This window comes from Caballeronia jiangsuensis, assembly GCF_046030135.1.
Classification (GTDB): domain Bacteria; phylum Pseudomonadota; class Gammaproteobacteria; order Burkholderiales; family Burkholderiaceae; genus Caballeronia; species Caballeronia jiangsuensis.
This window is the reverse complement of sequence record NZ_JAQQDB010000003.1, coordinates 111,488-134,297: the sequence shown is the minus strand read 5'-3', so window position 1 is coordinate 134,297 and position 22,810 is coordinate 111,488. Positions and strand designations below refer to the sequence as shown.

The window sequence follows — 22,810 nt, the reverse complement described above, 5'->3', positions numbered from 1 at the left end:
TATGCGGGTATCCACCGCCAAGTTTTTCGCTGGTGCATTCATCGCCGCGTCCGCGGCAGGCACGCAGGCCGCGCAGCAATGCGACTGGCCCGCGTATCGCCTCTTCGTCGAGCGCGTCGTGCAGGCCGATGGCCGTGTGGTCGATCGCTCCACCGACGCGCAGCAGACCACGTCCGAAGGACAGTCCTATGCGATGTTCTTCGCGCTCGTCGCGAACGACCGCGCGACGTTCGACCGGCTGCTCGGCTGGACGCGCACGAATCTGTCCGCCAATCAGTTCGATGCGAGCAACCTGCGCCTGCCCGCGTGGCAATGGGGCAGAAGGCAGGACGGCTCGTTCGGTGTGATGGACCCGAACTCGGCCTCCGATTCGGACCTGTGGATCGCCTACGACCTCTTCCAGGCCGGCCGCCTGTGGAAGGAGCCGATGTACACGAAGCTCGCCTACGCGCTCGCGACGCAGATCGTGAAGCAGGAAATCGTCGATCTGCCGGGCCTGGGTCCGATGCTCCTGCCGGGGCCGCAAGGCTTTCGCGTGGGTGACATCACGCGCCTGAATCCGAGCTATCTGCCGCTGCCGGTCCTGCGCGGCCTCGCGCACGAGATGCCCGACGGCCCGTGGGCGAAGCTCGCGCAAAACGCCGCGAAGATGATCAGGGTGACGTCGCCGCGCGGCTACGCGCCGGACTGGGCCGCTTACCAAAACGGCCAGTTCGTCGTCGATCCGAAGAACGGCGATGTCGGCAGCTACGACGCGATCCGCGTGTATCTGTGGGCCGGCATGGCGTCGAGTAGCGACCCGCTCGCGCGTGCGTGGCTCGATGCGCTCGGCGGCATGCGCCAGAGCGTCGCGCAGACGGGCTTTCCGCCGGAGAAAGTATCGACCATCAGCGGCGCGGCGAGCGGCGAAGGTCCGCTGTCGTATTGGGGCGCGCTGGCGCCGTACTTCAAGGCGCTGAACGACGAACGCGGCCTCGGCCTCGCGCGCACCCATCTCGAAGCGCTGGTCGCGCCGCCGGGCGCGGGACGCGAGCCGGTCTACTACGACCGCGTGCTCGGTCTGTTCGGCGGCGGTTTCGTCGACGGGCGCTATCGGTTCGATGAAAACGGCCGTCTGGCGCCGAACTGGAGAAGCGCATGCTGATCCGGACTCGCAAACGCGTCATCGCGGCGCTGCTCTGCGCCGCACCGGCAATGGCCTTCGCTCAGGCCGCGACCGATCCGCTGAGCGTGCTCATCGATCAGGGCAAGTACTGGCAGGCGCACCGTCGCGGGGACCTCGCGGAGCAGGCGTGGCAGAAGGTGCTGCGCATCAATCCGAAACAGCCCGACGCGCTCTTCGGCATGGGCATGGTGCTCGCCGACCGCAAGGACGGCAGCGGCGCGCAGCAGTATCTCGCGCAGTTGCGTCAGGTCGCGCCGAACTACCCGAACATCGACGAACTCGGCCGGCGTCTGGGCGAAACCAGCTCGCGCGATCAGACCGTCAACGACGCGCGGCGTCTCGCGCAGAGCGGACAAAGCGCGTCGGCGGTGCAGGAATACAAGCGCGCGATCGAAGGCAAGCCCGCGACGCCCGAGCTTCAACTGGAGTATTACCAGGCGCTCGCCGCCACGCCGCAAGGCTGGGACGAAGCGCGGCGCGGCCTCGAACAACTGGCGCGCCAGAATCCCGACGACCCACGCTATCAGCTCGCCTATGCGCAGCATCTGACGTATCGCGATACGACGCGGCGCGACGGCATCGCACGGCTCGCGAAGCTGTCGGGCGACAGTTCCGTCGGCGCGGACGCGAAAAAGAGCTGGCGGCAGGCGCTGCTGTGGCTCGGCGCGCGCGCATCGGATGCGCCGCTCTATCAGGCGTATCTGCAAGTCTCGCCGGATGACGCCGCCGTGAAGGCACGCTTCGATTCGATGGTTCTGCAGGACAAGTCCGCCCGCGAACGCGCACAGGCCGGCGCCGCCGTCGATGCGCGCGGGCGCACCGTCGCGGAAGGCTTCACCGCGCTCGATCGCGGCGATCTCGTGACGGCGCGCGCACGTTTCTCGTCGGTGCTCGCGAGCGACCCGAACGACGCCGACGCGCTCGGCGGCATGGGCGTCGCGGCGCTCAAGCAGGAACGTTTCGCGGAAGCGCGCACGTATCTCGAACGCGCGTCGCGGGCCGGCAATCCGGCGCGCTGGAAAGACGCGCTCACGAGCGCGACATACTGGACCTATACGAGCGATGCGATCGGCGCGCGCAGCAACGGCCAGATCGCGCAGGCCAAGGCGCTCTTCGAGCGCGCGATCGCGACCAATCCATCCGATGTCACCGCGCAGGTGCTGCTCGGCGAAATGCTGCTCGCGAACGGCGATCCGCGCGGCGCGGAACAGGCGTATCGCATGGCGTTGCGCCGTCAGGCCGACAATCCCGATGCGATCCGCGGGCTCGTCGGCGCACTGGCGGCTCAAGGCCGCGGCGATGAGGCGCTCGAATTCGCCAATCGCCTGAACACGGAGCAGCAGGCGAAAGCGGGCGGCATCAACAAGCTGCGCGGCGAAGCGCAGGCCGCGCAGGCGCGCGCCGCCGAAGCGCGCGGCGATCTCGGCGCGGCGCGCAGTCTCTTCGAAGACGCGCTGCTCAATAATCCCGACGATCCGTGGCTGCGGCTCGACCTCGCGCGCATCTACGTGCGTCAGGGCGCGGTCGGCAATGCGCGCAGCATGATGGACGGCCTGCTCGCCACGCATCCCGACATGACCGACGCGCTCTACGCGAGCGCGCTGCTTTCCGCCGAAACGCAGGACTGGTCGGCGGGCCTTGCGCAACTCGACCGCATTCCCGCTGCGCAGCGCACGCCGGCGATGACCGCGTTGCAGCATCGTCTGTGGGTGCAGCAGCAAGCCGAACTCGCGACGCGCACCGCCGCGGCGGGCCAGCGTCAGCAGGCCTTCGCGATCCTGCGCCGCGCCGAGCCGGTGGCGGCGGGCAACGCGGAACTGATGGGCGCGGTGGCGTCGGCGTATGTCAAGGCGGGCGATCCGGCTCGGGCGCTTGCGCTCGTGCGCGGGGCGATCGCCAATGCGCCGAACGACACCGGCTTGTTGCTGCAATACGCGGGCATTCTGTCGGCGACGCAGCAGGACGCCGAGCTCGGCTCCGTGATGCGCCGGCTTCAGTCGATGCCGCTCACCACGCAGCAGCGCGCGGACTTCAACAATCTGAACGTGGGTATCGTCGTGGCGCGCGCGGATGTCGTGCGCAGGCAAGGCGATCTCGCCGCCGCCTACGACGTGATTTCGCCGTGGCTCGCCGCGATGCCCGACAACGCCGATCTGCAGGCGGCGCTCGGCCGCATGTACACGTCGGCGGGCGATGACCGCAACGCGCTTACCTGCTATCAGAAAGCGCTGTCGCGCCGTCCCGAGGATATCGGCCTGCAGACGGCGGCGATGTCCGCCGCGAGCGGCATGCGCGATTTCAAGCTGGCCGAGACCTACGCGAATCAGGCGTATGAGGCCGCGCCGAACGATCCCGGCGTGCTCGCCGCGATCGGCCGGATGTATCGCGCGCAAGGCAAGCTCGATCTCGCCGCGCAGTTCCTGCAGCGATCGCTCATCGCCGCCAATACGCCGGTGCAGGTTGCGTCCGCTCAGGGCCGCGGCAATGTTCCGCCGGGCTGGGAAAGCGCGATGAGCCGCATCGGCTCGAATCCGCTGCCCGGCACCAATCCGTTCGAAGGCAAGACGGCCGTCGATACGGCGTCGAATCCGGCGCTCGCATCGGGCGCGTCTTATCGTCAGGTCCTTCCTCAGAGTTATTCGCAGCCCGTGCCGAACTATCTGCCGCCTCCTCAGCCCGCGCCTTATACGACGCCTTATGTGGCGCCTTCCTCCGCTCCGGCGACGATGCCCAATGCCGTGCCGCGTCCGGCTCAGAGCGGTGGATATGGCCCGGACACGTACGGCTCGGGGCAATCGGGCGCGCCGTTGCAGCCCTATCCGGGACAGGATGCGGGTGCGTCGGGTGTGTATCCGGCGCAGGGGTATCAGCAGCAACCGCCGGTGTATCAACCGTATCCGCAGCAGCAGGGTTATCCGCAGCAGCAAGGTTATCCGCAGCAGCAGCCCTATCCGCAGCAGCAAGGTTATCCGCAGCAGCAGGCGCCGTACTCCGCCCAGGACCCGTACGCGGCGCCCTGGCCGATGTCGCCCGGCGCGCGCGATGCGCAGTCGAACGCCTGCGCGCCGCTGCCGGCGGCCAGCACGACGACGAAGAAGAAGCAGGCGTCATCGCGCAAGACGACGGCGCAGCGTCCCGCCGATCCCTACGCGTACGGCGCGCCGCCACAGCAGCAGCAATACCCGCAGGCGCCCTACGGTCAGCAGCCTTATTACGCGCCGCCGCAACAGTACGCGCAGCAGCCGTATATCCCGCAGCCGCCGGCGGGCTACGCACAGCCTTACTATCCGTCGCAGACGCAGCCCGCTCAGCGCGCCGCCGCGGCCGCGACGATGAGCGCGGGCGGCGCGCCCGTTCCGGTCGCGAATTCGCAGACCGCGGGCGTCGCGGAAGAACTCGCGCAGATCAATCGCGAGCAGGCGAGCACGGTCTCGGGCGGCCTCATCTTCCGCAGCCGCGATGGCGAGGACGGCCTCTCCAACCTGACTGATATCGAAGCGCCCATCGAAGGCCGCATCAAGGCGGGCAACGGCCACGTGATCGTGCGCGCGACGCCCGTCACGCTCGATGCCGGCACCGCGAGCAGCCAGCCGAACACCCTCGCGCGCTTCGGATCGGGTCGGGGCGCGATCGCCAATCCGCCGACCAACAATTACGGCTCGCAGACGGCGACGGGCGTCGGCCTCTCGGTCGGCTATGAGAATCGCAACTTCAAGGGCGATGTCGGCACGACGCCGCTCGGCTTTCGCGAGACCAACGTCGTCGGCGGATTGCAGTATCAGAACGCGATCAGCGACAAGGTGTCGTACTCGCTCGCCGTCGCCCGCCGCGCGGTGACAGACAGCCTGCTCTCCTACGCCGGCACGCGCGATCAGGGCGCGAACCTCGAATGGGGCGGCGTGACATCGACGGGCGCGCGCGCCGACCTCGGCTGGGACGACGGCACGAGCGGCGTCTACCTGAACGCGGCCTATCAGTTCCTGGACGGCAAGCAGGTTGCGACCAACAACGCGGTGAAGGGCGGCGGCGGCATCTATACGCGCCTGTTCAAGGACGCGGACCAGACGCTGACCGTCGGCGCGAACACCACGCTCATGCACTACGACAAGAACCTGTCGTACTTCACGTATGGGCAAGGCGGCTACTTCAGCCCGCAGCAGTACGTGATCCTGAACTTCCCGGTCGAATATGCGGGACGTACGGGGCTTTTCACCTACGACCTGAAGGGCTCGATCGGCGTGCAACATTATCGTCAGGATGCGTCGAATTATTTCCCGACGAACTCGACGTATCAGTCGATAGCCGCGAACTCCGGCACCACGCCGGACGCGGGCGCGGTCTATCCGAGCCAGAGCAAGACGGGCGTGTCGTATTCGCTCAGCGCGACGGGCGAGTATCAGCTCGCGCCGCAACTCGCGTTCGGCGCGACGGCATCGTTCGGCAACGCGTATCAGTATCGCGAGTGGCTCGCCGCCGTGTACGTGCGCTACAGCTTCACGCGTCAGAGCGGCGCGGTGCCGGTCTTCCCGCCTCAGGCGTTCAGCTCGCCGTATCTGTCGCTGTCGAACTGATGTTCTTGCGCGCGCGCTCCGCTTGCGGCTAGGCTTGAGCCCACTGCCGCAAGCGGGCGCAACCGCAAGATCAGCCGAATGAAAACCCAAAGCGCGCTCGTCGCGAACAACGACCAGTTCCTGCGCGACCTGCAGTTGTTCTGCATCGTCGCGCGGCGCTCCAGCTTCATCGCCGCGGCCACCGAGACCGGCATCTCGCCGGCGCACGTGAGCAAGCGCATCGCGATGCTGGAGACGAGCCTCGGCGTCAAGCTATTCATGCGCACGACGCGCCGCGTGTCGATCACGAGCGACGGCGAAGCGGCTTTTCAATGGGCGCAAAAGATTCTCGACGACGTGCAAGGCATGGCCGATGCCTTCGCCGGACTCGACGATCCGCGTGGGCTCTTGCGCATCGGCACGAGTCTGCGGCTCGGGCGCGAACATGTATCGCCCGCCCTCACCTTGCTCAGGCGGCGTCATCCGGGCCTCGAAATCTGGCTCGAACTGCTCGACCGGCGCGTCGATCTCCTCGGCGACAACTTCGATATCGACATTCGCGTCGGCGAGGTGCTGGAGCCGCATCTGATCGCGCACAAGATCGTCGAAAGCTTTCGCGTGCTGGCCGCCGCGCCCGCGTATCTCGAACGGCGCGGCGCGCCGAAGACGCTCGCCGAACTCGCGCACCACGACTGCCTGCTTTTTCGCGGACGCGATCAGCGCTTCGGCGTCTGGCGGCTCTCGGGCCCGAACGGCGAAGAAGAAAGCGTGAAGGTGACGGGGCCGATCGCATCGAACCACAGCGACATCGTGCGGCAATGGGCCGAGGAAGGCTTCGGCATCGTGATGGGCTCGATCTGGGATGTCGCCGCCAGCCTGCAGGACGGCAGGCTCGTGCCCGTCTTGCCCGCGTACCGGCAGCGCGCGGACGTGTGGGCGGTCACGTCGGCGCGCTCGTCGCATTCCGCGAAGATCCGCGTGTGCATCGACTTCCTCAGGCAGCAGTTGACGAGCGGGCCTTACGCGCTCGTGACATCCGGCGTCGCCGGGTTCTGACGCTGCGTCCGCGCGCGGTAAAAAAGTAATCCGCCACTTTTTGTCCGCAATCTTTGCGGATTGAGTCCGCCGCGGCGTCCGCCGGCGCGCATCTTCGCTCCATACCCGTCCCACGGGCCTCGACGGTCCATTGCGCGAAGCCCAGACCCCGCATCTTCACGCTTTTTTCCGTTGCGCCGACGTCACGGTAATCGGAAAAAAAGCCTGCTCGCGACAGGTCTTTCTTTCCAAATGTTTCTTGAAATGTAATGATACTGATTCGCATTTAACCGAATCGCAACGCCAGGCCGAAACAATGAGGCCCGTCGCGATCCACGGGCGCTTACAGGGCGCCGCCGCCGGTTCTTCTCGACGACGTCGCCCGCTCCGCTTTGATCTCGGTTCGATCAAACATCGGCACGCGAAAACCCGCTTCGCTGCCGATTGGGATTTCACTAACAAGCATCGGGGAAACGACATGTTGAGAAAGACGCCGCTCGCTGCGGCATTGGTTACTATTGCCGTGGCGCCCATGGCAGCGCCGCTTTACGCCCAGACCGCACCGCAGTCCGCTCAGGCCGCATCGCAGAACGCGCCTTCATCGCAAATCGCGCAGCAGGCGGCTCCCGCCCAAAACGACACCACCGCACCCGAAACAGCCGCCCTGCCCGCCGTCAAGGTAACGGGCCAAGCCGACGCGCCCGATTTCCAGCCGGACACGTCGAGCGTCGGGGCGAAGGTGCCGACCGCGCTGCGCGACATTCCGCAGGCTGTGGTCGTGGTGCCGAAGGCGGTGCTGAATTCGCAGGCGGTGAGCTCGTTCTCGGACGCGCTGCGCAACGTGCCGGGCGTCACGCTCGGCGCGGCCGAAGGCGGCCAGATCGGCAACAACATCAACCTGCGCGGCTTCTCGGCGCGTACGGACATCTATCTCGACGGTTTCCGCGATCGCGGCCAGTACTATCGCGACACCTTCAATCTCGAATCGATCGACGTGCTGTACGGGCCGTCGTCGCTGTACTTCGGGCGCGGCTCGACGGGCGGCGTGATCAACCAGGTCAGCAAGCAGCCGAACATGAAGCCGCGCGCCGATGTCTCGCTGCAAGCGGGCACGCATGACCGTTATCGCACGACGGTCGACATCAACCAGCCGATGACGGACACCTCGGCGTTCCGCGTCAACGCGTTCGGCCAGTCGCTCGGCTCGACGCGCGACGAGATGATCAACAAGGACTTCGGCATCGCGCCCGAAGTGAAGTTCGGTATCGGCACGCCGACGCAGGTGACGCTGTCCGCGCTGATCCAGCACAACCGCGATCAGCCCGACTACGGCATTCCGCCGCTGAACGGCCACCCCGCGCCCGTCGACACGAAGACGTTCTACGGCTTCACCGACGACCGCACGATCCAGGACGTGCAGACGGTGAACGCGCGCGTGGAGCATCGTTTCGACGACATGTTCACGCTGCGCAACCAGACGCAGTTCAGCCACTACAGCACCGAGGCGCGCGCGACCAACGCCGCGGCCGTGCTGACGGGACCGCTCGGCACTTCGCCTGCGCTCTCGAACGGCAACTACACGACGCTGCCGCTGTCGTCGCTGTTCGTGCGTCTGCAGGGCAAGGACCGGAACATCAACGATCACTCGGTCTACAACTCGACCGACGTGCAGGGCAAGTTCGCGACGGGCTTCCTGAAGCACGACATGCTCGCCGGCGTCGATCTGAGCCACGAAACGTACAGCAACCAGAGCTTCACCGCGACCACGCCGGGCCTGCCGTCGAACACGCTCGCGATCGTGCCGCTCGTCAATCCGCCCTACGTGCCGCGTCCCGCGAACTATCGCGAGGTGGCGACCAATCTCGCGGAATCGAGCGCGAACGGCATCGGCCTCTATTTGAACGACACGATCTCGATCGGCGAGCACTGGAAGTGGATCGGCGGCGTGCGCTGGGACCGCTACGAGGCGGCCATCAACAACTCGATCAACGCGCCGGGTTACGCGACGCAGACGAACTACTTCACGAGCGTGCGCACCGGCGTCGTGTGGCAGCCGACGGACTGGCAGTCGTACTACGTGTCGTACGGCACGTCGTTCGATCCGTCGCTGGAAGCGCTCACGCTCACGAGCGGCCAGCAGAACCTGCCGCCCGAGCACAACAAGTCCTATGAAGTCGGCTCGAAGTGGGATCTGCTGAACGGCGGCCTGTCGATCACGCAATCGCTCTTCAACATCGAGAAGACCAACGCGCGAACGCTCGCCTCGGACGGCAGCTACTCGCTCGACGGCAACGTCCGCGTGCGCGGCTATCAGCTCGGCGTGGCGGGTCACATCACGAAGCAGTTGCAGATGTTCGGCGGCTACACCTACATGGACGGCACGATCCTGCAGGCCTTCGACGGCACGCAGGGCAACCAGCTCGCCAACACGCCGCATCACATGCTCACGCTGTGGACCACGTATGACTTCACGCCGGTATGGCAGGTCGGCGGCGGGCCGTCGTATGTGTCGTCGCGCTATGCGGCGAACAACAATCTGGTCCAGGTGGGCGGCTACGTGCGCTGGGACGTGATGGCCGCGTATCATCAGAAGAGCTACGATATCCAGTTCAACGTGCAGAACATGTTCGACAAGAAGTACTACGACGCGCTGATTCCGTCCGACGGCGGACGCGCGGTGCCGGGTCTTGGCCGCACGTTCATCGCGACGTTGAATTACCGCTTCCGTTGATGTAAATGCGAGCGCGCCGTGTGCTACGCGGCGCGCGTTCGCGAAGGCAAGAAAAATGATCCTCTCGATACCGAACGTGCTGAGCCCCGAAGACGCCGCCGCGATGCGCGCGCGACTCGAAGCCAGCGACTCGTGGGTCGATGGCCGCGCGACCGCGGGCTATCAGGGCGCGCCGGTCAAGCGCAACATGCAGATCGCGGAAGGCTCGCCAATCGCGCTCGAAATGGGCGATGCGATCGTCGGCCTGCTCGAACGTCATCCGCTTTTCATCAGCGCGGTGCTGCCCAATCGCGTGTATCCGCCGCTCTTCAATCGCTATGAAGGCGGCATGCATTTCGGCAGTCATGTCGATGGCGCGATCCGCATCGTGCCCGGTCATGGCGCACGCGTGCGCACCGATGTATCCGTCACGCTGTTTCTCACGCCGCCCGAGGAGTACGACGGCGGCGAGCTCATCATCGAAGACACGTACGGTGTGCAGGAAGTGAAGCTGCCCGCGGGTCATGCGATCGTCTACCCCGCGACGAGTCTTCATCAGGTGCGGCCCGTCACGCGCGGCGCGCGCGTATCGAGCTTCTTCTGGGCGCAAAGCCTCGTGCGCGACGACGGCCAGCGCGCGCTGCTCTTCGATCTCGACAACTCCATCCAGCGCCTGAACGCGACCAACGGCGACGAAGCCGCGAAGCGTTCGCTCGTCGGCTGCTATCACAACCTGCTGCGCATGTGGAGCGAGACGTGAGTCACGCGACGCGCAAAACGTTCGAAGCCGTCTGCCCGACTTCCGCGAGCAAGGCTTCATCGCGCGCGATCACGTCGGGCAGATGCGCGCGCAGAAACTCCACCCACGTGCGCGTCTTCGCATCGACGAACTTGCGCGAAGCATAGAGCGCAAAGAGATTCGTGCGCTGCAACGTATGACGCGGCAACACGCGCACGAGCGAGCCATTGCGCAAGCCCTCGATCGCCGCATAGAGCGGCAACATGCCGATGCCCATGCCTTCGCGGATCGCGACCACGAGCGATTCCGCGATGTTCACCTGCACCGTTCCGCTGATCTGCAAGGTCTCGCGGCCCTCGGGCCCTTCGAGCGTCCATTCGCGCGCGGGAAACGCGGGCGTCTGCAAGGTGAGGCAATCGTGCTGCGCGAGATCGGCCGGTTCCTCGGGCGCGCCACGCGCGCGGATATATTCCGGCGATGCGCACAGAATGCTGAAGGTCGCGCCCAGCTTGTGCGAGATCACTTCCGAATCCGACAACGCGCTCGCCGACACGACAGCCACATCACTGCTGCCCTCGAATAGATCGGGCATGCGTTGCGACAGCGTGAGCTCGACTTTCACATCGGGATAGAGCGCGCGATACCGGGCGATGGCGGGCAGGATGTAATGCTGCCCGACGCTCGCGAAGCTGAACATGCGCAGCGTGCCCGACGGATGTTCATGCGCGCAGCTCGCTTCTTCTTCGGCGCCGTCGATGTCGGCGAGAATCTGCCGCACGCGCTTCAGATAGCGCTCGCCCGCCGACGTGAGCGCGAGACGCCGCGTCGAGCGGTTCATCAGGCGCGTGCGCAAATGGGCTTCGAGTTCGGAGACGGCGCGCGACATCGCGCCTGTGGTCGAGTTCATCGACTGTGCGGCAGCCGTGAAGGTGCCGGCTTCGATCACGCGGGCGAAGACCCGCATGTTCTGTAGGGTATCCATCAAACCGTAGCAATGACATCGGAGACGGTATTGTCCGCCTTTCCGTGCGATCGATTGTTGTTGAATCAAGAAAGAATGTTCCCGGATTCCCGCATTAATCCGGCAAGACGACTTGCCTACAATCGGCGCCTTCTTGAGCAGAGGCATATCGGCGGATCGCATGTCGTTCCTGGAAGCACGCTTGTCGACACGCGACTGGTTCGCCACCGACGGTCACGTGTGGCTGCATCTCGCGAAGACGCTGCTTGCCGCGTTCATCGCGATGGGCATCGCGATGCGCCTGGAATTGCCGCAGCCGCGCGTCGCGATGACGACCACGTTCGTGCTGATGCAGCCCTTCGCCGGCATGGTGCTCGCGAAGAGCGTCTATCGTTTCGCGGGCACGGCGCTCGGCATGCTCGCCGCGCTCGTGCTGGGCGCCGTGTTCGTGCAGCAGGCCGAACTCTACGCGCTCGCGCTGACGCTATGCGTCGCGGCCTGCACCGCGCTCGCGGTACGTTATCGCCAGTTCCGCTGGTATGGCTTCGTGCTCGCGGGCTATACGGCCGCGCTGATCGGCATTCCCGCCGTCACCGATCCGAACGGCCTCCTGATCGCGACGCTCACGCGCGGCGCGGAAGTGATGCTCGGCATCGTGTGTTCGAGCGTGGTGAGCGCGCTCGTTTTTCCGCGCCATGCCAGCGCGACGCTCATGCACTCGCTCGATACGCGTCGGGCGCAATTCGCCGCATTCGCCGCCGACGTGCTGCGCGGCCGTCTCTCGCGCCTCGCTCGCGAGCGCCGTTTCGCCGATTTCGTCGATGAGATCGTCGACTTCGAAGCGACGCGTGGCTTCGCCGCCTACGAGTCGCCGACGATGCGCCAGCACAACGGCAAGCTCGCGCAACTGAACAGCGCGTTCATGGACGCGTGCTCGCGCCTGCATGCACTCGATCAGTCGATGAAGCGTCTGCGCGCCAACGACTACACGCAATGCGCACACGATGCCCTCGTGCCTTTCCTCGAAGAACTCGCGCGCATCTTCGAACACGCGTCGCTGAACGTGCATCTGGAACGCTACAAGGCGATGCTTCCGAAGCGGCTGCGCGATGCGCAACGCAAGCTCGCCAACACCGACGAAACGACGCAACTCGACTTCACGACATCGGCGGAGCTTCTGTATCGCTTCATCGACGATACGATTCGCTATGCATCGATCGCAAACGGCGAGCGTCTGAAAGATCGCGCGTCCTCGCGATACGAAGCGAAGACCAACCGCTTCGTGCTTGCCGCGACGTTCATGCGCACCGGCATCGTGATCGCCGCGACCGCGTGGTTCTGGATCGTCACGGCGTGGCCGAGCGGCGGTTACGCGGTGATCGGCGCGACGCTGGCCTGCGCGTTGTCGTCGGCATCGGCGCGGCCGTCGAAGTTCATCGCGCAGATGGCCGCCGGCGCGGCGCTCGCGCTCTTCATGGGATACACGTACCTGTGTCACGTGTACCCCGCGATCGATGGCATCGCGCTCCTGTGCGCGATGCTCGCGCCGCCGCTCGCGGCCGGCGCATTCCTCGCGATGCGCGCCGACACCGCCGGATACGGCATCGGCTTTTGCGTGTTCTTCTGCCTGCTCGCCGCGCCCGACAACCGCATCGTCTACGATCCGGCGCTGCTGCTGAACAACGGCCTCGCGGTGCTCGTCGCGATGCTCGGCGCGGCCATCGCATGCGCGGTCATCGTGCCGCCGCGCACGCCGTGGCTGGTGGGCAAGACGCTCTCCGAACTGCGTGCTCAGGCCGCGCTCGCGTGTGAAGGCAAACTCGCGGGACTCGGCGAGCGCTTTCACTCGGGCACGCACGATCTGATGTCGCAGTTGCGCGGCCTGCTCACGCGGCGCTCGCGCGAACATCGTCATGCGCTGTCGTGGATGCTCGTCACGCTCGAAGTCGGACAGGCGATGATCGATCTGCGAAACGAATCACGCGCGCTCCATGCACAGCGCTTTCCCGATGCGCTGCGCATCGCGTGGAGCACGTCGCTCGCGCTCGTGTTGCGCGATATCGCGCTGCTGTTTCGCACGCCCGACAGCGCGACGCTGCGTCGTGCGATCGGTTCGGTCGTCGCGTCGATCCTGATCGCGCAGAGCATGCTCGAACTCGCGCGCGCCGATCGCAATGCGCGTCACGACATGCAACGCGTGCTCGCGTGCCTGCACTTCATTCGCACCGCGCTCGTCGATCCCGATGCGCCTTTCGTTCCTGCGCATGAAAAGGTGCCTTCCTGGCGTAGCGATTAATTCACGGCGCCGTGCGTCCTATAGTGGAGTCGATTCATCGTCGGCGCGCTTATTTGCCGCACTTCCACGACGGTTTCGGACGCTCGTATGTGCATCCGATTGGATCGAGCGCAAAGTGGTACGGCATTGGAACAATGTCTTTCAACCTTGCGATTTCGATGACAAAGCGCGCTCCCTATAATCGCCTTCGGTTAAACGAAGCTCTGGAAGATAGACGTCGATGTACGAAGACCGCATTCGCTGTGCCGCCTTGCGCGGGAAGATCACCTCGGCCGCCGAAGCGGCCCGACTCGTGCGCGACGGCATGATCGTCGGCGCAAGCGGCTTTACGCGCGCGGGCGACGCGAAGGCCGTGCCACTCGAAATAGCGCGCCGCGCCCGTGAGGAACACGAACCGTTGCGCATCACGCTCATGACGGGCGCGTCGCTCGGCCATGACACGGACCGCATCCTCACCGAAGCCGGCGTGCTCGCGCGCCGCCTGCCGTTTCAGGTCGATACGACCTTGCGCCACGCGATCAATCGTGGCGACGTGATGTTCGTCGACCAGCACCTGTCCGAAACCGTCGAGTTGCTGCGCGCGAATCGTCTCGGCAAGCTCGACCTCGCGATCATCGAAGCCGCCGCGATCACGGAGACGGGCGGCATCGTGCCGACGACTTCGGTCGGCAATTCCGCGAGCTTCGCGATACTGGCCGAACGCGTGATCGTCGAGATCAATCTGGCGCAGCCGGTCGCGCTCGAAGGCCTGCACGACATCTGGATTCCCGAGCGCCGCCCGCAACGCGAGCCGCTTCCGATCGTGCGCACGGATGACAGGATCGGCGTGGCGGCCATCGAGATTCCTCTCGACAAGATCGCCGCCATCGTCATCACAAACACGCCGGACAGCGCGTCCACCGTCTTGCCCGCCGATGAAGACACCGCGCTGATCGCCGGCCATCTGATCGAGTTCTTTCAGCATGAAGTCTCGCGCGGCCGTCTGCCGAAACGATTGCCGCCGCTGCAGGCCGGCATCGGCACGATTGCGAACGCGGTGCTGTCGGGATTCGCCGCGTCGCCGTTCGAAGCGCTGACGATCTATTCCGAAGTGCTGCAGGATTCGACCTTCGATCTGCTCGATTCCGGCAAGGCGACGTTCGCATCGGGCGCGTCGATCACGCTGTCGGCAGAGCGGCAGGAGCAAGTGTTCCGCGATATCGAACGCTATCGCGACCGGCTCGTGCTGCGGCCGCAGGAAGTGAGCAACCATCCCGAAGTCATCCGGCGTCTCGGCCTCATCGCGATCAACACGGCGCTCGAAGCCGACATCTACGGCAACGTGAACTCGACGCACGTCGGCGGCACGCACATGATGAACGGCATCGGCGGCTCGGGCGATTTCGCGCGCAATGCGGCCTACGCGGTCTTCGCGACGAAATCCGTCGCGAAGGACGGACGCATTTCGAGCATCGTGCCGATGGTGCCCCATTGCGATCACAACGAGCACGATGTCGATATCGTCGTGACCGAACGCGGGCTTGCCAATCTCACCGGCCTCGCGCCGCGCGAGCGCGCGATGAGCGTGATTCAGAACTGCGCGCATCCGCTTTACCGCGATCTGTTGCGCGACTATTACCGCGATGCAGCAGCGCTTGGCGGCCACACGCCTCATCGTCTCGATCAGGCATTTTCGTTTCACACGCGCTTCGCGGCGAGCGGTTCGATGCAGCCTTGAAGCGAAATCGCGCGCGTTATGCTGCGCCGCGAAAGCGAATGCCGCGCGAGAACGAAGCCGTTGCACGAAGATTAGGCGCACAATGGCGGGAGCCTGCTTGGGCTGGCGAACAGGAGGAGCATCATGACCGCCATCACCTGGGTGCTTGCCGCCGATGCCAGCCGCGCCCGGATCTTCGAGACGCAAGGACTGAAGCTGGACCTGCGGCAAGTCGAGGACATCAGGAACCCGGCTACGCGCGCGACGGAAACGGCGGAAAGAGACCGGGAAACATTCGCCAAGACCGTCGGCGAATATCTCGAACAAAGCCGCATGCATCAACGATTCGATCGCTTGCGCCTCGCAGTCGAACCTCGGTTTCTCGGCCTGTTACGAAATCATCTGAGCGGCGAAACGCTCAAGCTCGTCTACGAGGAAGCCAACGGCGACGTGTCGAACACGGACACGCGCGATATGCGCCGTCATCTCGACCGGCCCTGAACATCGCTTATAGCGCGCCGTTTCCCGCGACGAGAAACGGCGCGCCACACATCACGCCGCGGGCGTGATGTTCTGATTGCTGCGGAACACGTTGTCCGGATCGTAGCGCCGCTTCACTTCGGCGAGCCGCTCGTAGTTCGGACCATACGCCGCCTTCACGCGCTCGCCTTCTTCACCGGTCATGAAATTCACGTACACGCTGCCGATTGCGTGCGGCGTCATCGCGGCGAACATGTCGCGCGCCCACTTCGTGCACTTCTCGTCGTCGGCGGCATCGCTCCAGCGGCCGTGAATGTTGATGGTATAGATCGAATCGCGATTCGCGTAAGCCGTCGCATCGACGGGAACGCGGTTCGTCTGTCCACCCATCGCGCCTATGAACACCTCGCATTGCGTCGACGGTAGCGATTTCACCGCATTCGTCAGGATGTCGAACGTTTCGTCGTTCAGACTCGCGAAGTTGTGCGACTTCCAGTAATTGCGTTCGCCGGGTGTCAGCAGCGGATCGAACGCCTTCTGCCATGCGGCGAAAGGCATTGCCCCGAGATGCTCGCCGTAGGGCGTGCCGAAGCTGCGCACGGGCGCGAGCGCCCTTTCGCCGTTTTCGACCGGCCCGACATAGCAGCTCGCCATCACGACGACCGGCTTGCCGTGAACGCTTTCGGGCAGGAACGGCAACGGCGGCGCAAGACGCAGCACGGCCCATACGGTCAAATCGTCGGGGCTTTGTGCGACGAACTCGCGATACTTCGGCAGCACTTGGTCCGCCTGTTCGAGCGGATACACGACGAGGCCGCCATAAATCTGCGGACCCACTTCATGCAACCGGTATTCGAACAGCGTCACGACGCCGAAGTTGCCGCCGCCGCCGCGCACCGCCCAGAAGAGATCGGGATCGCTGTCCGCGCTCACGCGCCGCCATGTGCCGTCCGCCGTGACGATCTCCGCCGCGACGAGATTGTCGACCGTCACGCCGAACTTGCGGCTGATCCAGCCGAAGCCGCCGCCGAGCGTGAGACCCGCAACGCCCGTCGTCGAGTTGATGCCGAGCGGCGTCGCGAGACCGAATGCCTGTGCTTCGTGGTCGAAGTCGGAGAGCAGCGCGCCGGGTTCGACATACGCGCGTTTCGCTTGCGGATCGATGCGCACGGATTTCAGCGCGGAGAGATCGATCATCAAGGCGTCGTCGCTGACTGCGCTGCCCGCGATGTTGTGCGATCCGCCGCGAATCGAAACCAGAAGTCCGTTGTCGCGCGCGAACGCGAGTGCGGCGATCACGTCGGCGGTGCCCGCGCAACGCACGATGAGCGCGGGGCGCCTGTCGATCGTCGCGTTCCAGACCTTGCGTGCTTCGTCGTAGTCGGTTTCTGCCGGTGAGATGATCCTGCCTCTCACCGACGCCTTGAGGGTGTCGATCGCTTCGCCTGAGATATTGACCATTGTGAGACCTCGCTGCTGAATGAAGCGCTGCGACGTTTCCGACCCTGCCAGTTGGTACGCGAAAGCGCAAGGAACCCGCCATCGGATCGTGCGTGGCGTGTCGATCGGATGCACACCTGAGAGACCACGAGAACGGGGATGAATTGCGAAAAGCGGACGCTTGGGTCCGCTCGTAGATTTAATGCCTTGTCTTTCGGGATGTAAAGGCCTGCGCCAGTGATTTCGCGCACGCCATCTAGCATGAATCGGACAATCTGGATGCGCAGACGTCTCTTCGAATTCAGCGCTTACTTTGCGCGGGCGTCATTAAACACGTACTCCTTATCGACGAAAAGTACTCCGATGCGATTTGCGAAGAAATGTTGAATGTCCTTACAACGAAGCTTCAATGGTCAACGCCGCTGACACGCCGACGTTGTATCGGCTGAACGGAACATTCGTCCGTTCATTCATCCATGGAAACGGCCACATGAACAAGAAAATTCTCGCCGCTGCAGTCATCGCATGCCTGTCGACCGGCGCTTTCGCCAAGTCCCATCATCACGAGCATCACGAGCGTCATTGGAATCACGAGCAACAGCAGCGGCACGTGGACCGCGACGAGCGCCGGGACGAGCGCAATCGTCCCGACCAGCATGCGCGCGATAACGGCCGCGACGCGTACAACCAGTATCACAGCGATATCGACAAGAACCGGCCGTACTGAATCTGATCCGGCATGCCGCATGATCCCGCATGCCGTCGCGTACGGCACGCGGGATCAGCGTAGAGACAGCGACCGACAGGCGTGCAATGCGCCCGCCTACGCCCTTTCCAGCACCGCCATCTCCCGCACCACCACCAGCAACATCGACAGACTCGCCCCGCCGCTCGCCCGCAGTTCCGCCAAGAGCCGCGTATAACGATCCAGCGCGTCCTGCCGCTTCGCGCGCCAGCTTTCGACGATCACATCGGGCGCATCGATGCCGCGCGATTGTTCCAGCGCGCTCACGGTCAGCGCGCGCTTCAAACGCGCAAGCTCTTCCAGCGCCGCCGCGCGCGCGAGCAGATCCCAGTGCGTGACGATCGGCAGCGCCATCGCCCGTTCGGCGATACCGCGATAATCGAGCAGCGTGCCGATGCCGAAGTACACGCTCGCGACGAGTTCGAGACTGCGCTCCGAGCACGCCGCCACCTCCGCGCTGTCGAGCACGGCCGTCGCGATTTCGCCGCTCGCGACGCGCGCCGCAAGACTGCTCTCGACGCCCGCATCCTCCAGTTCGCGCCGGCGCGCATACCATGCGTCGAGCTGCGGCGCGGGCAGCAGCGCGGGCAGTTGCGGCGCGAGCCGGTGCGCCGCCTCGCGGCAGCGCGCAAGCACGCCGCGCGCTTCGTGTGCGGCAAACCCGTTGTGCTTCAAATGGCGCAGGAACCAGAGCGAAGTATCGTCGAGCAGACGCACGACATCGACGAACATGCGCGCCTGCACTTCATCCGCGACAATATTGTCGAGCCGGTCGATGCTGCCCCACAGATCGTCGAGATCGAAGACGTCGCGCACCATCAGCACCGCGCGCACGATATCGCTCGGGCATGCATCGGTCTCTTCCATCAGCCGATGCACGAACGTGCAGCCCACACGATTGACGAGCGCATTGGTCAGATGCGTCGCGAGGATTTCGCGCTTCAGCGGATGGCGCTGCATCGTCTCGCTATAGCGCTGCTGCAAGGGCTTCGGGAAATAGTCGGGCAGCATGTCCGCGACGAGCGCATCTTCGGGCACGTCCGAATCGAGCAGTTCGTCGTAGAGCCACATCTTGCCGTACGCGAGCAGCACCGCGCGCTCGGGCGACGTCAGTCCCGACTTCGCGGCCGCGCGCTCGGCGATCTCGTCGTCCGAAGGCAGGAACTCGATCCTGCGCTTTAAGCGCCCCGCGCGTTCGAGAAAGCGCATCATGCGCGCCTCGGCGTCGAGCGTCTCGGCTTCGTGACGCTTCGCGATCGACAGCGCCTGCGTCTGCGCGTAGTTGTCCTTCAGCACGAGCAGGCCGACTTCGTCGGTCATCTCGGCGAGCAGCGCGTTGCGTTGCTTCTCGGTCATCTCGCCATCCGCGACGACGAGCCCGAGCAGAATCTTGATGTTGACCTCGTGATCCGAGCAATCGACGCCAGCGGAATTGTCGATCGCATCCGTGTTCATGCGCCCGCCATGCTGCGCGAACTCGATGCGCCCCAGTTGCGTGAAGCCGAGATTGCCGCCTTCCGCGACGACCTTCACACGCAGTTCCGCGCCGTTCACGCGCACGGCGTCATTGGTGCGATCGCCGACTTGCAGATGCGTCTCCGCGCTCGACTTCACATACGTGCCCACGCCGCCGTTGTAGAGCAGATCGGCTTCGGCAAGCAGGATCGCGCGAATGAGTTCGTTCGGCGCGAGCACCGATGCGGTGATGCCGAGCGCCGCCTGCACTTGCGGCGAGATCGGAATCGACTTCGCCGTGCGCGGATAGACGCCGCCGCCCGTCGAGATCAGCGAAGCATCGTAGTCGGCCCAACTGGAACGCGGCAGCGCGAAAAGACGCGCGCGTTCCTCGAAGCTCGTCGCCGCATCCGGCACGGGATCGAGAAACACATGCCGATGATCGAACGCCGCGATCAGCCTGATATGGCGCGACAGCAGCATGCCGTTGCCGAACACGTCGCCGGACATGTCGCCGACGCCGACCACGGTGAAATCCGTCGTCTGCGTGTCGAAGTTCATCTCGCGGAAATGGCGCTTCACCGATTCCCATGCGCCGCGCGCGGTGATACCCATCTTCTTGTGGTCGTAACCGACCGAGCCGCCGGACGCGAATGCATCGTCGAGCCAGAAGCCGTATTCGTGCGCGATCGCGTTCGCGTAGTCGGAGAACGTCGCCGTGCCCTTGTCCGCCGCGACGACGAGATACGGGTCGTCCGGATCGTGACGCACCACATCCGGCGGCGGCACGATGCCGTCGGGCGTGCGGTTGTCGGTCACATCGAGCAGGCCGCGCAGGAACATCTGATAGCACGCGACGCCCTCGTTGAGAAACGCTTCGCGGTCCGTCGCCGGCGGCGGATTCTTCACGACGAAGCCGCCTTTCGATCCCACCGGCACGATCACCGTGTTCTTCACCATCTGCGCCTTCATGAGGCCGAGCACTTCGGTGCGGAAATCCTCGCGTCTGTCCGACCAGCGCAGCCCGCCACGCGCGACGCGTCCGCCGCGCAAATGCACGCCTTCCACGCGCGGCGCATAGACCCAGATCTCGAACATCGGCTTGGGCTCGGGCAGGCCCGGCACCTTCGACGGATCGAGCTTGAACGACACATACGGACGCGCCTGGCCATTCGCATCGCGATGGAAATGGTTGGTGCGCACCGTCGCCGTGATGACGCCGAGGAACTGGCGCAGGATGCGGTCTTCGTCGAGGTTCGGCACCTGATCGAGCGCCGCCTCGATATCGGCGAGCACGCGTTCCGCGGCCTTCTCGCGATCCTCGGCCGAACCGCCGCGCGCCGGATCGAAGCGCACCATGAAGAGTTGCAGCAGCTTCTTCGCGATCGGCGGATTGCCGATCAGCGCGCGCTCGATATACGCATCGCTGAACGTGGACCCGACCTGCCGCAGATACTTCGCATACGCGCGCATGAGCGTCACGTCGCGCGCGCCGAACTGCGCGCGCAACACGAGGCGGTTGTAGTCGTCGTTCTCGATTTCGCCCGACCACACGCTCGCGAACGCGTTCTCGAAGAGCGGCTTCACGCGATCGATATCGAACTCGACATCGTCCTGCAATTCGAGGCCGAAATCGTGGACCCATGCGTTGGGCGCGCCGGTCGGCTCGATCAGATACGGGCGCTCTTCATCGACGCGCACGCCGAGATGTTCGAGCATCGGCAGGCTATGCGACAGCGCGATCGGATCGCCTACACGATAAACCTTGAAGCGGAACGCGCGCCGCCCGGCTTCGATCGGACGATACAGGCTCATCGACAATCCGCCGGGGCTCGTGTGCGTCGCCTCGATCAGTTCGATGTCGCGCACCGCCGTGCGCGCCGGATAGTCTTCGCGATAACCGGCGGGGAACGAATCGGCGTAACGCTGTAGCAGACGATTGCCCGCCTCCTCGCCGTGACTGTCGATGAGCGCATCGGCGAGATCGTCCTGCCAGCGGCGCGCCACCTGCACGATGCGCGCTTCGAGTTCGCGTGTATCGACTTCGGGCATCGCGCCCCGGTCGGCACGCACGACGATATGAATCCGCGCGAGCGGCGATTCGGACAAAAGCGGCGTGAACTCGATGCTCTTGCCGTTGAACGCCTCCATCAGCACCTTGCTGATGCGCCGGCGCAGGTCGGTGTTGAACTTGTCGCGCGGCACGAAGACGAGGCACGACACGAAACGGTCGAAGCGGTCGCGCCGCACGAAGAGGCGCGTGCGCTGATGTTCCTGCAAACGCAGCACGCCGATCGCGATATCGAAGAGCACGTCTTCATCGGCCTGAAAAAGCTCGTCGCGCGGATACTGCTCCAGCACCGAGATGAGCGACTTCGCCAGATGCCCTTTTTCGAGGAAGCCCGCGCGCCGCACGATGTTCGCGCATTTGCGGCGCACGATCGGGATTTCGGAAGTCGGCACGAGATACGCGGTCGATGTATAGAGGCCGAGGAAGCGCCGCTCGCCCGTCACCTTGCCATCGGGCGACGTGCGCTTCACGCCGACATAGTCGAGATAGCCCGGCCGATGCACCGTCGCGCGCGAATTGGCCTTCGTGAGAAAGATCGGCGCCGCGCCTTCGATGATCGCGGCCGCGCCCGGCGGCAGCGGCGTCACGTCGCCCGCCGAGGGCGCGCGCAAGGTCTCGCGCAGAATGCCGAGGCCCGAGCCCGCGACGCCGCGCAGCGCGGGGCCGCCTTCGTGCTCGACGAGCTCGTAATCGCGGCAGCCGAGGAAGGTGAAATGATCCGCGACCATCCATTCGAGGAACGCGCGGGACTCGATGCCGTCGGGCGTCGTGTCGCTCGTCTTCAGTTCGCCGATCGCGACGCGCGCCGATTCGACCACCTTCGGCCAGTCCTCCACCGCCGCGCGCACGTCGCCCAGCACGCGCGCGATGTTGTCGCGCACTTCTTCGAGACGCTCGCCGTCGCCGCAGCGGTCCACTTCGAAATGAATGAACGATTCGAGCTCGGAGTTGCCGTCGCCCGCTTCGGCGTGCCCCTGACCGATCCGCTCGATCTCGCCCGCATGCGCGCCCTTGCCGGCGCGCCACACGCGAAACACCGGATGAATCGCCGAATGCAGCGCGAGGCCGAGGCGGTTGAGCTCCATCGTCACCGAATCGACGAGAAACGGCATGTCGTCGTTGACGATCTCGACGACCGTGTGATCCGAGTGCCAGCCGTGCTGCTCCAGATTCGGGTTGTAGACCCGCAGCACCTCGCGCCCCGGCACGAACTTCTGCGCCGTCTGCCAGTGCGCCATGGCGGCGCCGTAGAGATCGGCGACATCGCGGCTCGCGATATCCTCGACATCGACCTGCTCGTAGTAATAGCGAAGCAGCGGTTCGATGACCTTGAAGGTCGGTTCCGGCAATCGTCCCCGCGCGAAGTCCAGAAGATCGTTGATGAGTTGTTCGACCCGCGCTTCGTTCTTGACCAGCATGGTGTCCTCCCGAGTCTTTCGGTTGCGATGCGGTTGCGGCACACTCTTC

12 protein-coding genes are annotated in these 22,810 nt (G+C 65.0%); 9 read left to right on the top strand and 3 right to left on the bottom strand.

What is annotated here, in order from left to right; translation table 11 throughout:
• Window position 1 precedes the first annotated feature (1 nt).
• The 5 genes from bcsZ to PQR08_RS04380 all read left to right on the top strand — a co-directional run bounded on the left by bcsZ (window position 2) and on the right by PQR08_RS04380 (window position 10,220).
• Window positions 2-1,144 carry a cellulose synthase complex periplasmic endoglucanase BcsZ gene (gene bcsZ, locus PQR08_RS04400; protein ID WP_238217088.1) on the top strand — a complete coding sequence of 381 codons (1,143 nt, stop codon included), beginning with the start codon at window positions 2-4 and terminating at the stop codon, window positions 1,142-1,144.
• Window positions 1,138-5,736: a cellulose synthase subunit BcsC-related outer membrane protein gene (locus PQR08_RS04395; RefSeq protein WP_408161065.1), complete on the top strand. Its 4,599-nt coding sequence runs from the start codon at window positions 1,138-1,140 to the stop codon at window positions 5,734-5,736. Before bcsZ ends, PQR08_RS04395 begins: the two co-directional genes overlap by 7 nt.
• A 78-nt stretch (window positions 5,737-5,814) precedes the next feature.
• A complete protein-coding gene (locus PQR08_RS04390) occupies window positions 5,815-6,771 on the top strand; it encodes a LysR family transcriptional regulator (protein WP_250484509.1) in 957 nt (318 codons plus the stop codon).
• A 457-nt stretch (window positions 6,772-7,228) separates the two neighbouring features.
• Window positions 7,229-9,481, top strand: coding sequence for a TonB-dependent receptor (locus PQR08_RS04385; RefSeq protein ID WP_250484637.1), 2,253 nt, complete (start codon window positions 7,229-7,231; stop codon window positions 9,479-9,481).
• A 55-nt stretch (window positions 9,482-9,536) separates the two neighbouring features.
• Complete coding sequence (locus PQR08_RS04380) at window positions 9,537-10,220, top strand: Fe2+-dependent dioxygenase (RefSeq protein WP_187606495.1); 684 nt, start codon at window positions 9,537-9,539, stop codon at window positions 10,218-10,220.
• A gap of 1 nt (window position 10,221) precedes the next feature.
• Here the strand turns inward: PQR08_RS04380 and PQR08_RS04375 are convergent, their stop codons facing one another.
• Complete coding sequence (locus PQR08_RS04375) at window positions 10,222-11,181, bottom strand: LysR family transcriptional regulator (RefSeq protein ID WP_187606496.1); 960 nt, start codon at window positions 11,179-11,181, stop codon at window positions 10,222-10,224.
• A gap of 160 nt (window positions 11,182-11,341) precedes the next feature.
• Between PQR08_RS04375 and PQR08_RS04370 the strand changes: the two genes are divergently transcribed.
• The 3 genes from PQR08_RS04370 to PQR08_RS04360 all read left to right on the top strand — a co-directional run bounded on the left by PQR08_RS04370 (window position 11,342) and on the right by PQR08_RS04360 (window position 15,653).
• On the top strand, window positions 11,342-13,456 hold the full coding sequence (locus tag PQR08_RS04370; protein WP_408161064.1) for an FUSC family protein: 2,115 nt from the start codon (window positions 11,342-11,344) through the stop codon (window positions 13,454-13,456).
• A 220-nt stretch (window positions 13,457-13,676) separates the two neighbouring features.
• The gene (scpC, locus tag PQR08_RS04365; RefSeq protein WP_408161063.1) at window positions 13,677-15,173 is read left to right on the top strand and encodes a succinyl-CoA:acetate CoA-transferase ScpC; all 1,497 of its coding nucleotides are present in this window, start codon (window positions 13,677-13,679) and stop codon (window positions 15,171-15,173) included.
• A gap of 123 nt (window positions 15,174-15,296) precedes the next feature.
• Window positions 15,297-15,653: a host attachment protein gene (locus tag PQR08_RS04360; RefSeq protein WP_250484506.1), complete on the top strand. Its 357-nt coding sequence runs from the start codon at window positions 15,297-15,299 to the stop codon at window positions 15,651-15,653.
• A 51-nt stretch (window positions 15,654-15,704) separates the two neighbouring features.
• Here the strand turns inward: PQR08_RS04360 and PQR08_RS04355 are convergent, their stop codons facing one another.
• Window positions 15,705-17,093 (bottom strand): FAD-binding oxidoreductase, encoded by a 1,389-nt coding sequence (locus PQR08_RS04355; RefSeq protein ID WP_250484505.1) that lies wholly within the window; start codon window positions 17,091-17,093, stop codon window positions 15,705-15,707.
• Between the two features lie 469 nt (window positions 17,094-17,562).
• On the opposite strand from PQR08_RS04355, the gene PQR08_RS04350 reads away from it, so the two are divergent.
• Window positions 17,563-17,799, top strand: coding sequence for a hypothetical protein (locus PQR08_RS04350; RefSeq protein WP_187606501.1), 237 nt, complete (start codon window positions 17,563-17,565; stop codon window positions 17,797-17,799).
• Window positions 17,800-17,895: 96 nt separating this feature from the next.
• On the opposite strand, the gene PQR08_RS04345 is transcribed toward PQR08_RS04350, so the two are convergent.
• Window positions 17,896-22,761: an NAD-glutamate dehydrogenase gene (locus PQR08_RS04345; protein WP_250484504.1), complete on the bottom strand. Its 4,866-nt coding sequence runs from the start codon at window positions 22,759-22,761 to the stop codon at window positions 17,896-17,898.
• Between the last annotated feature and the right edge of the window lie 49 nt (window positions 22,762-22,810).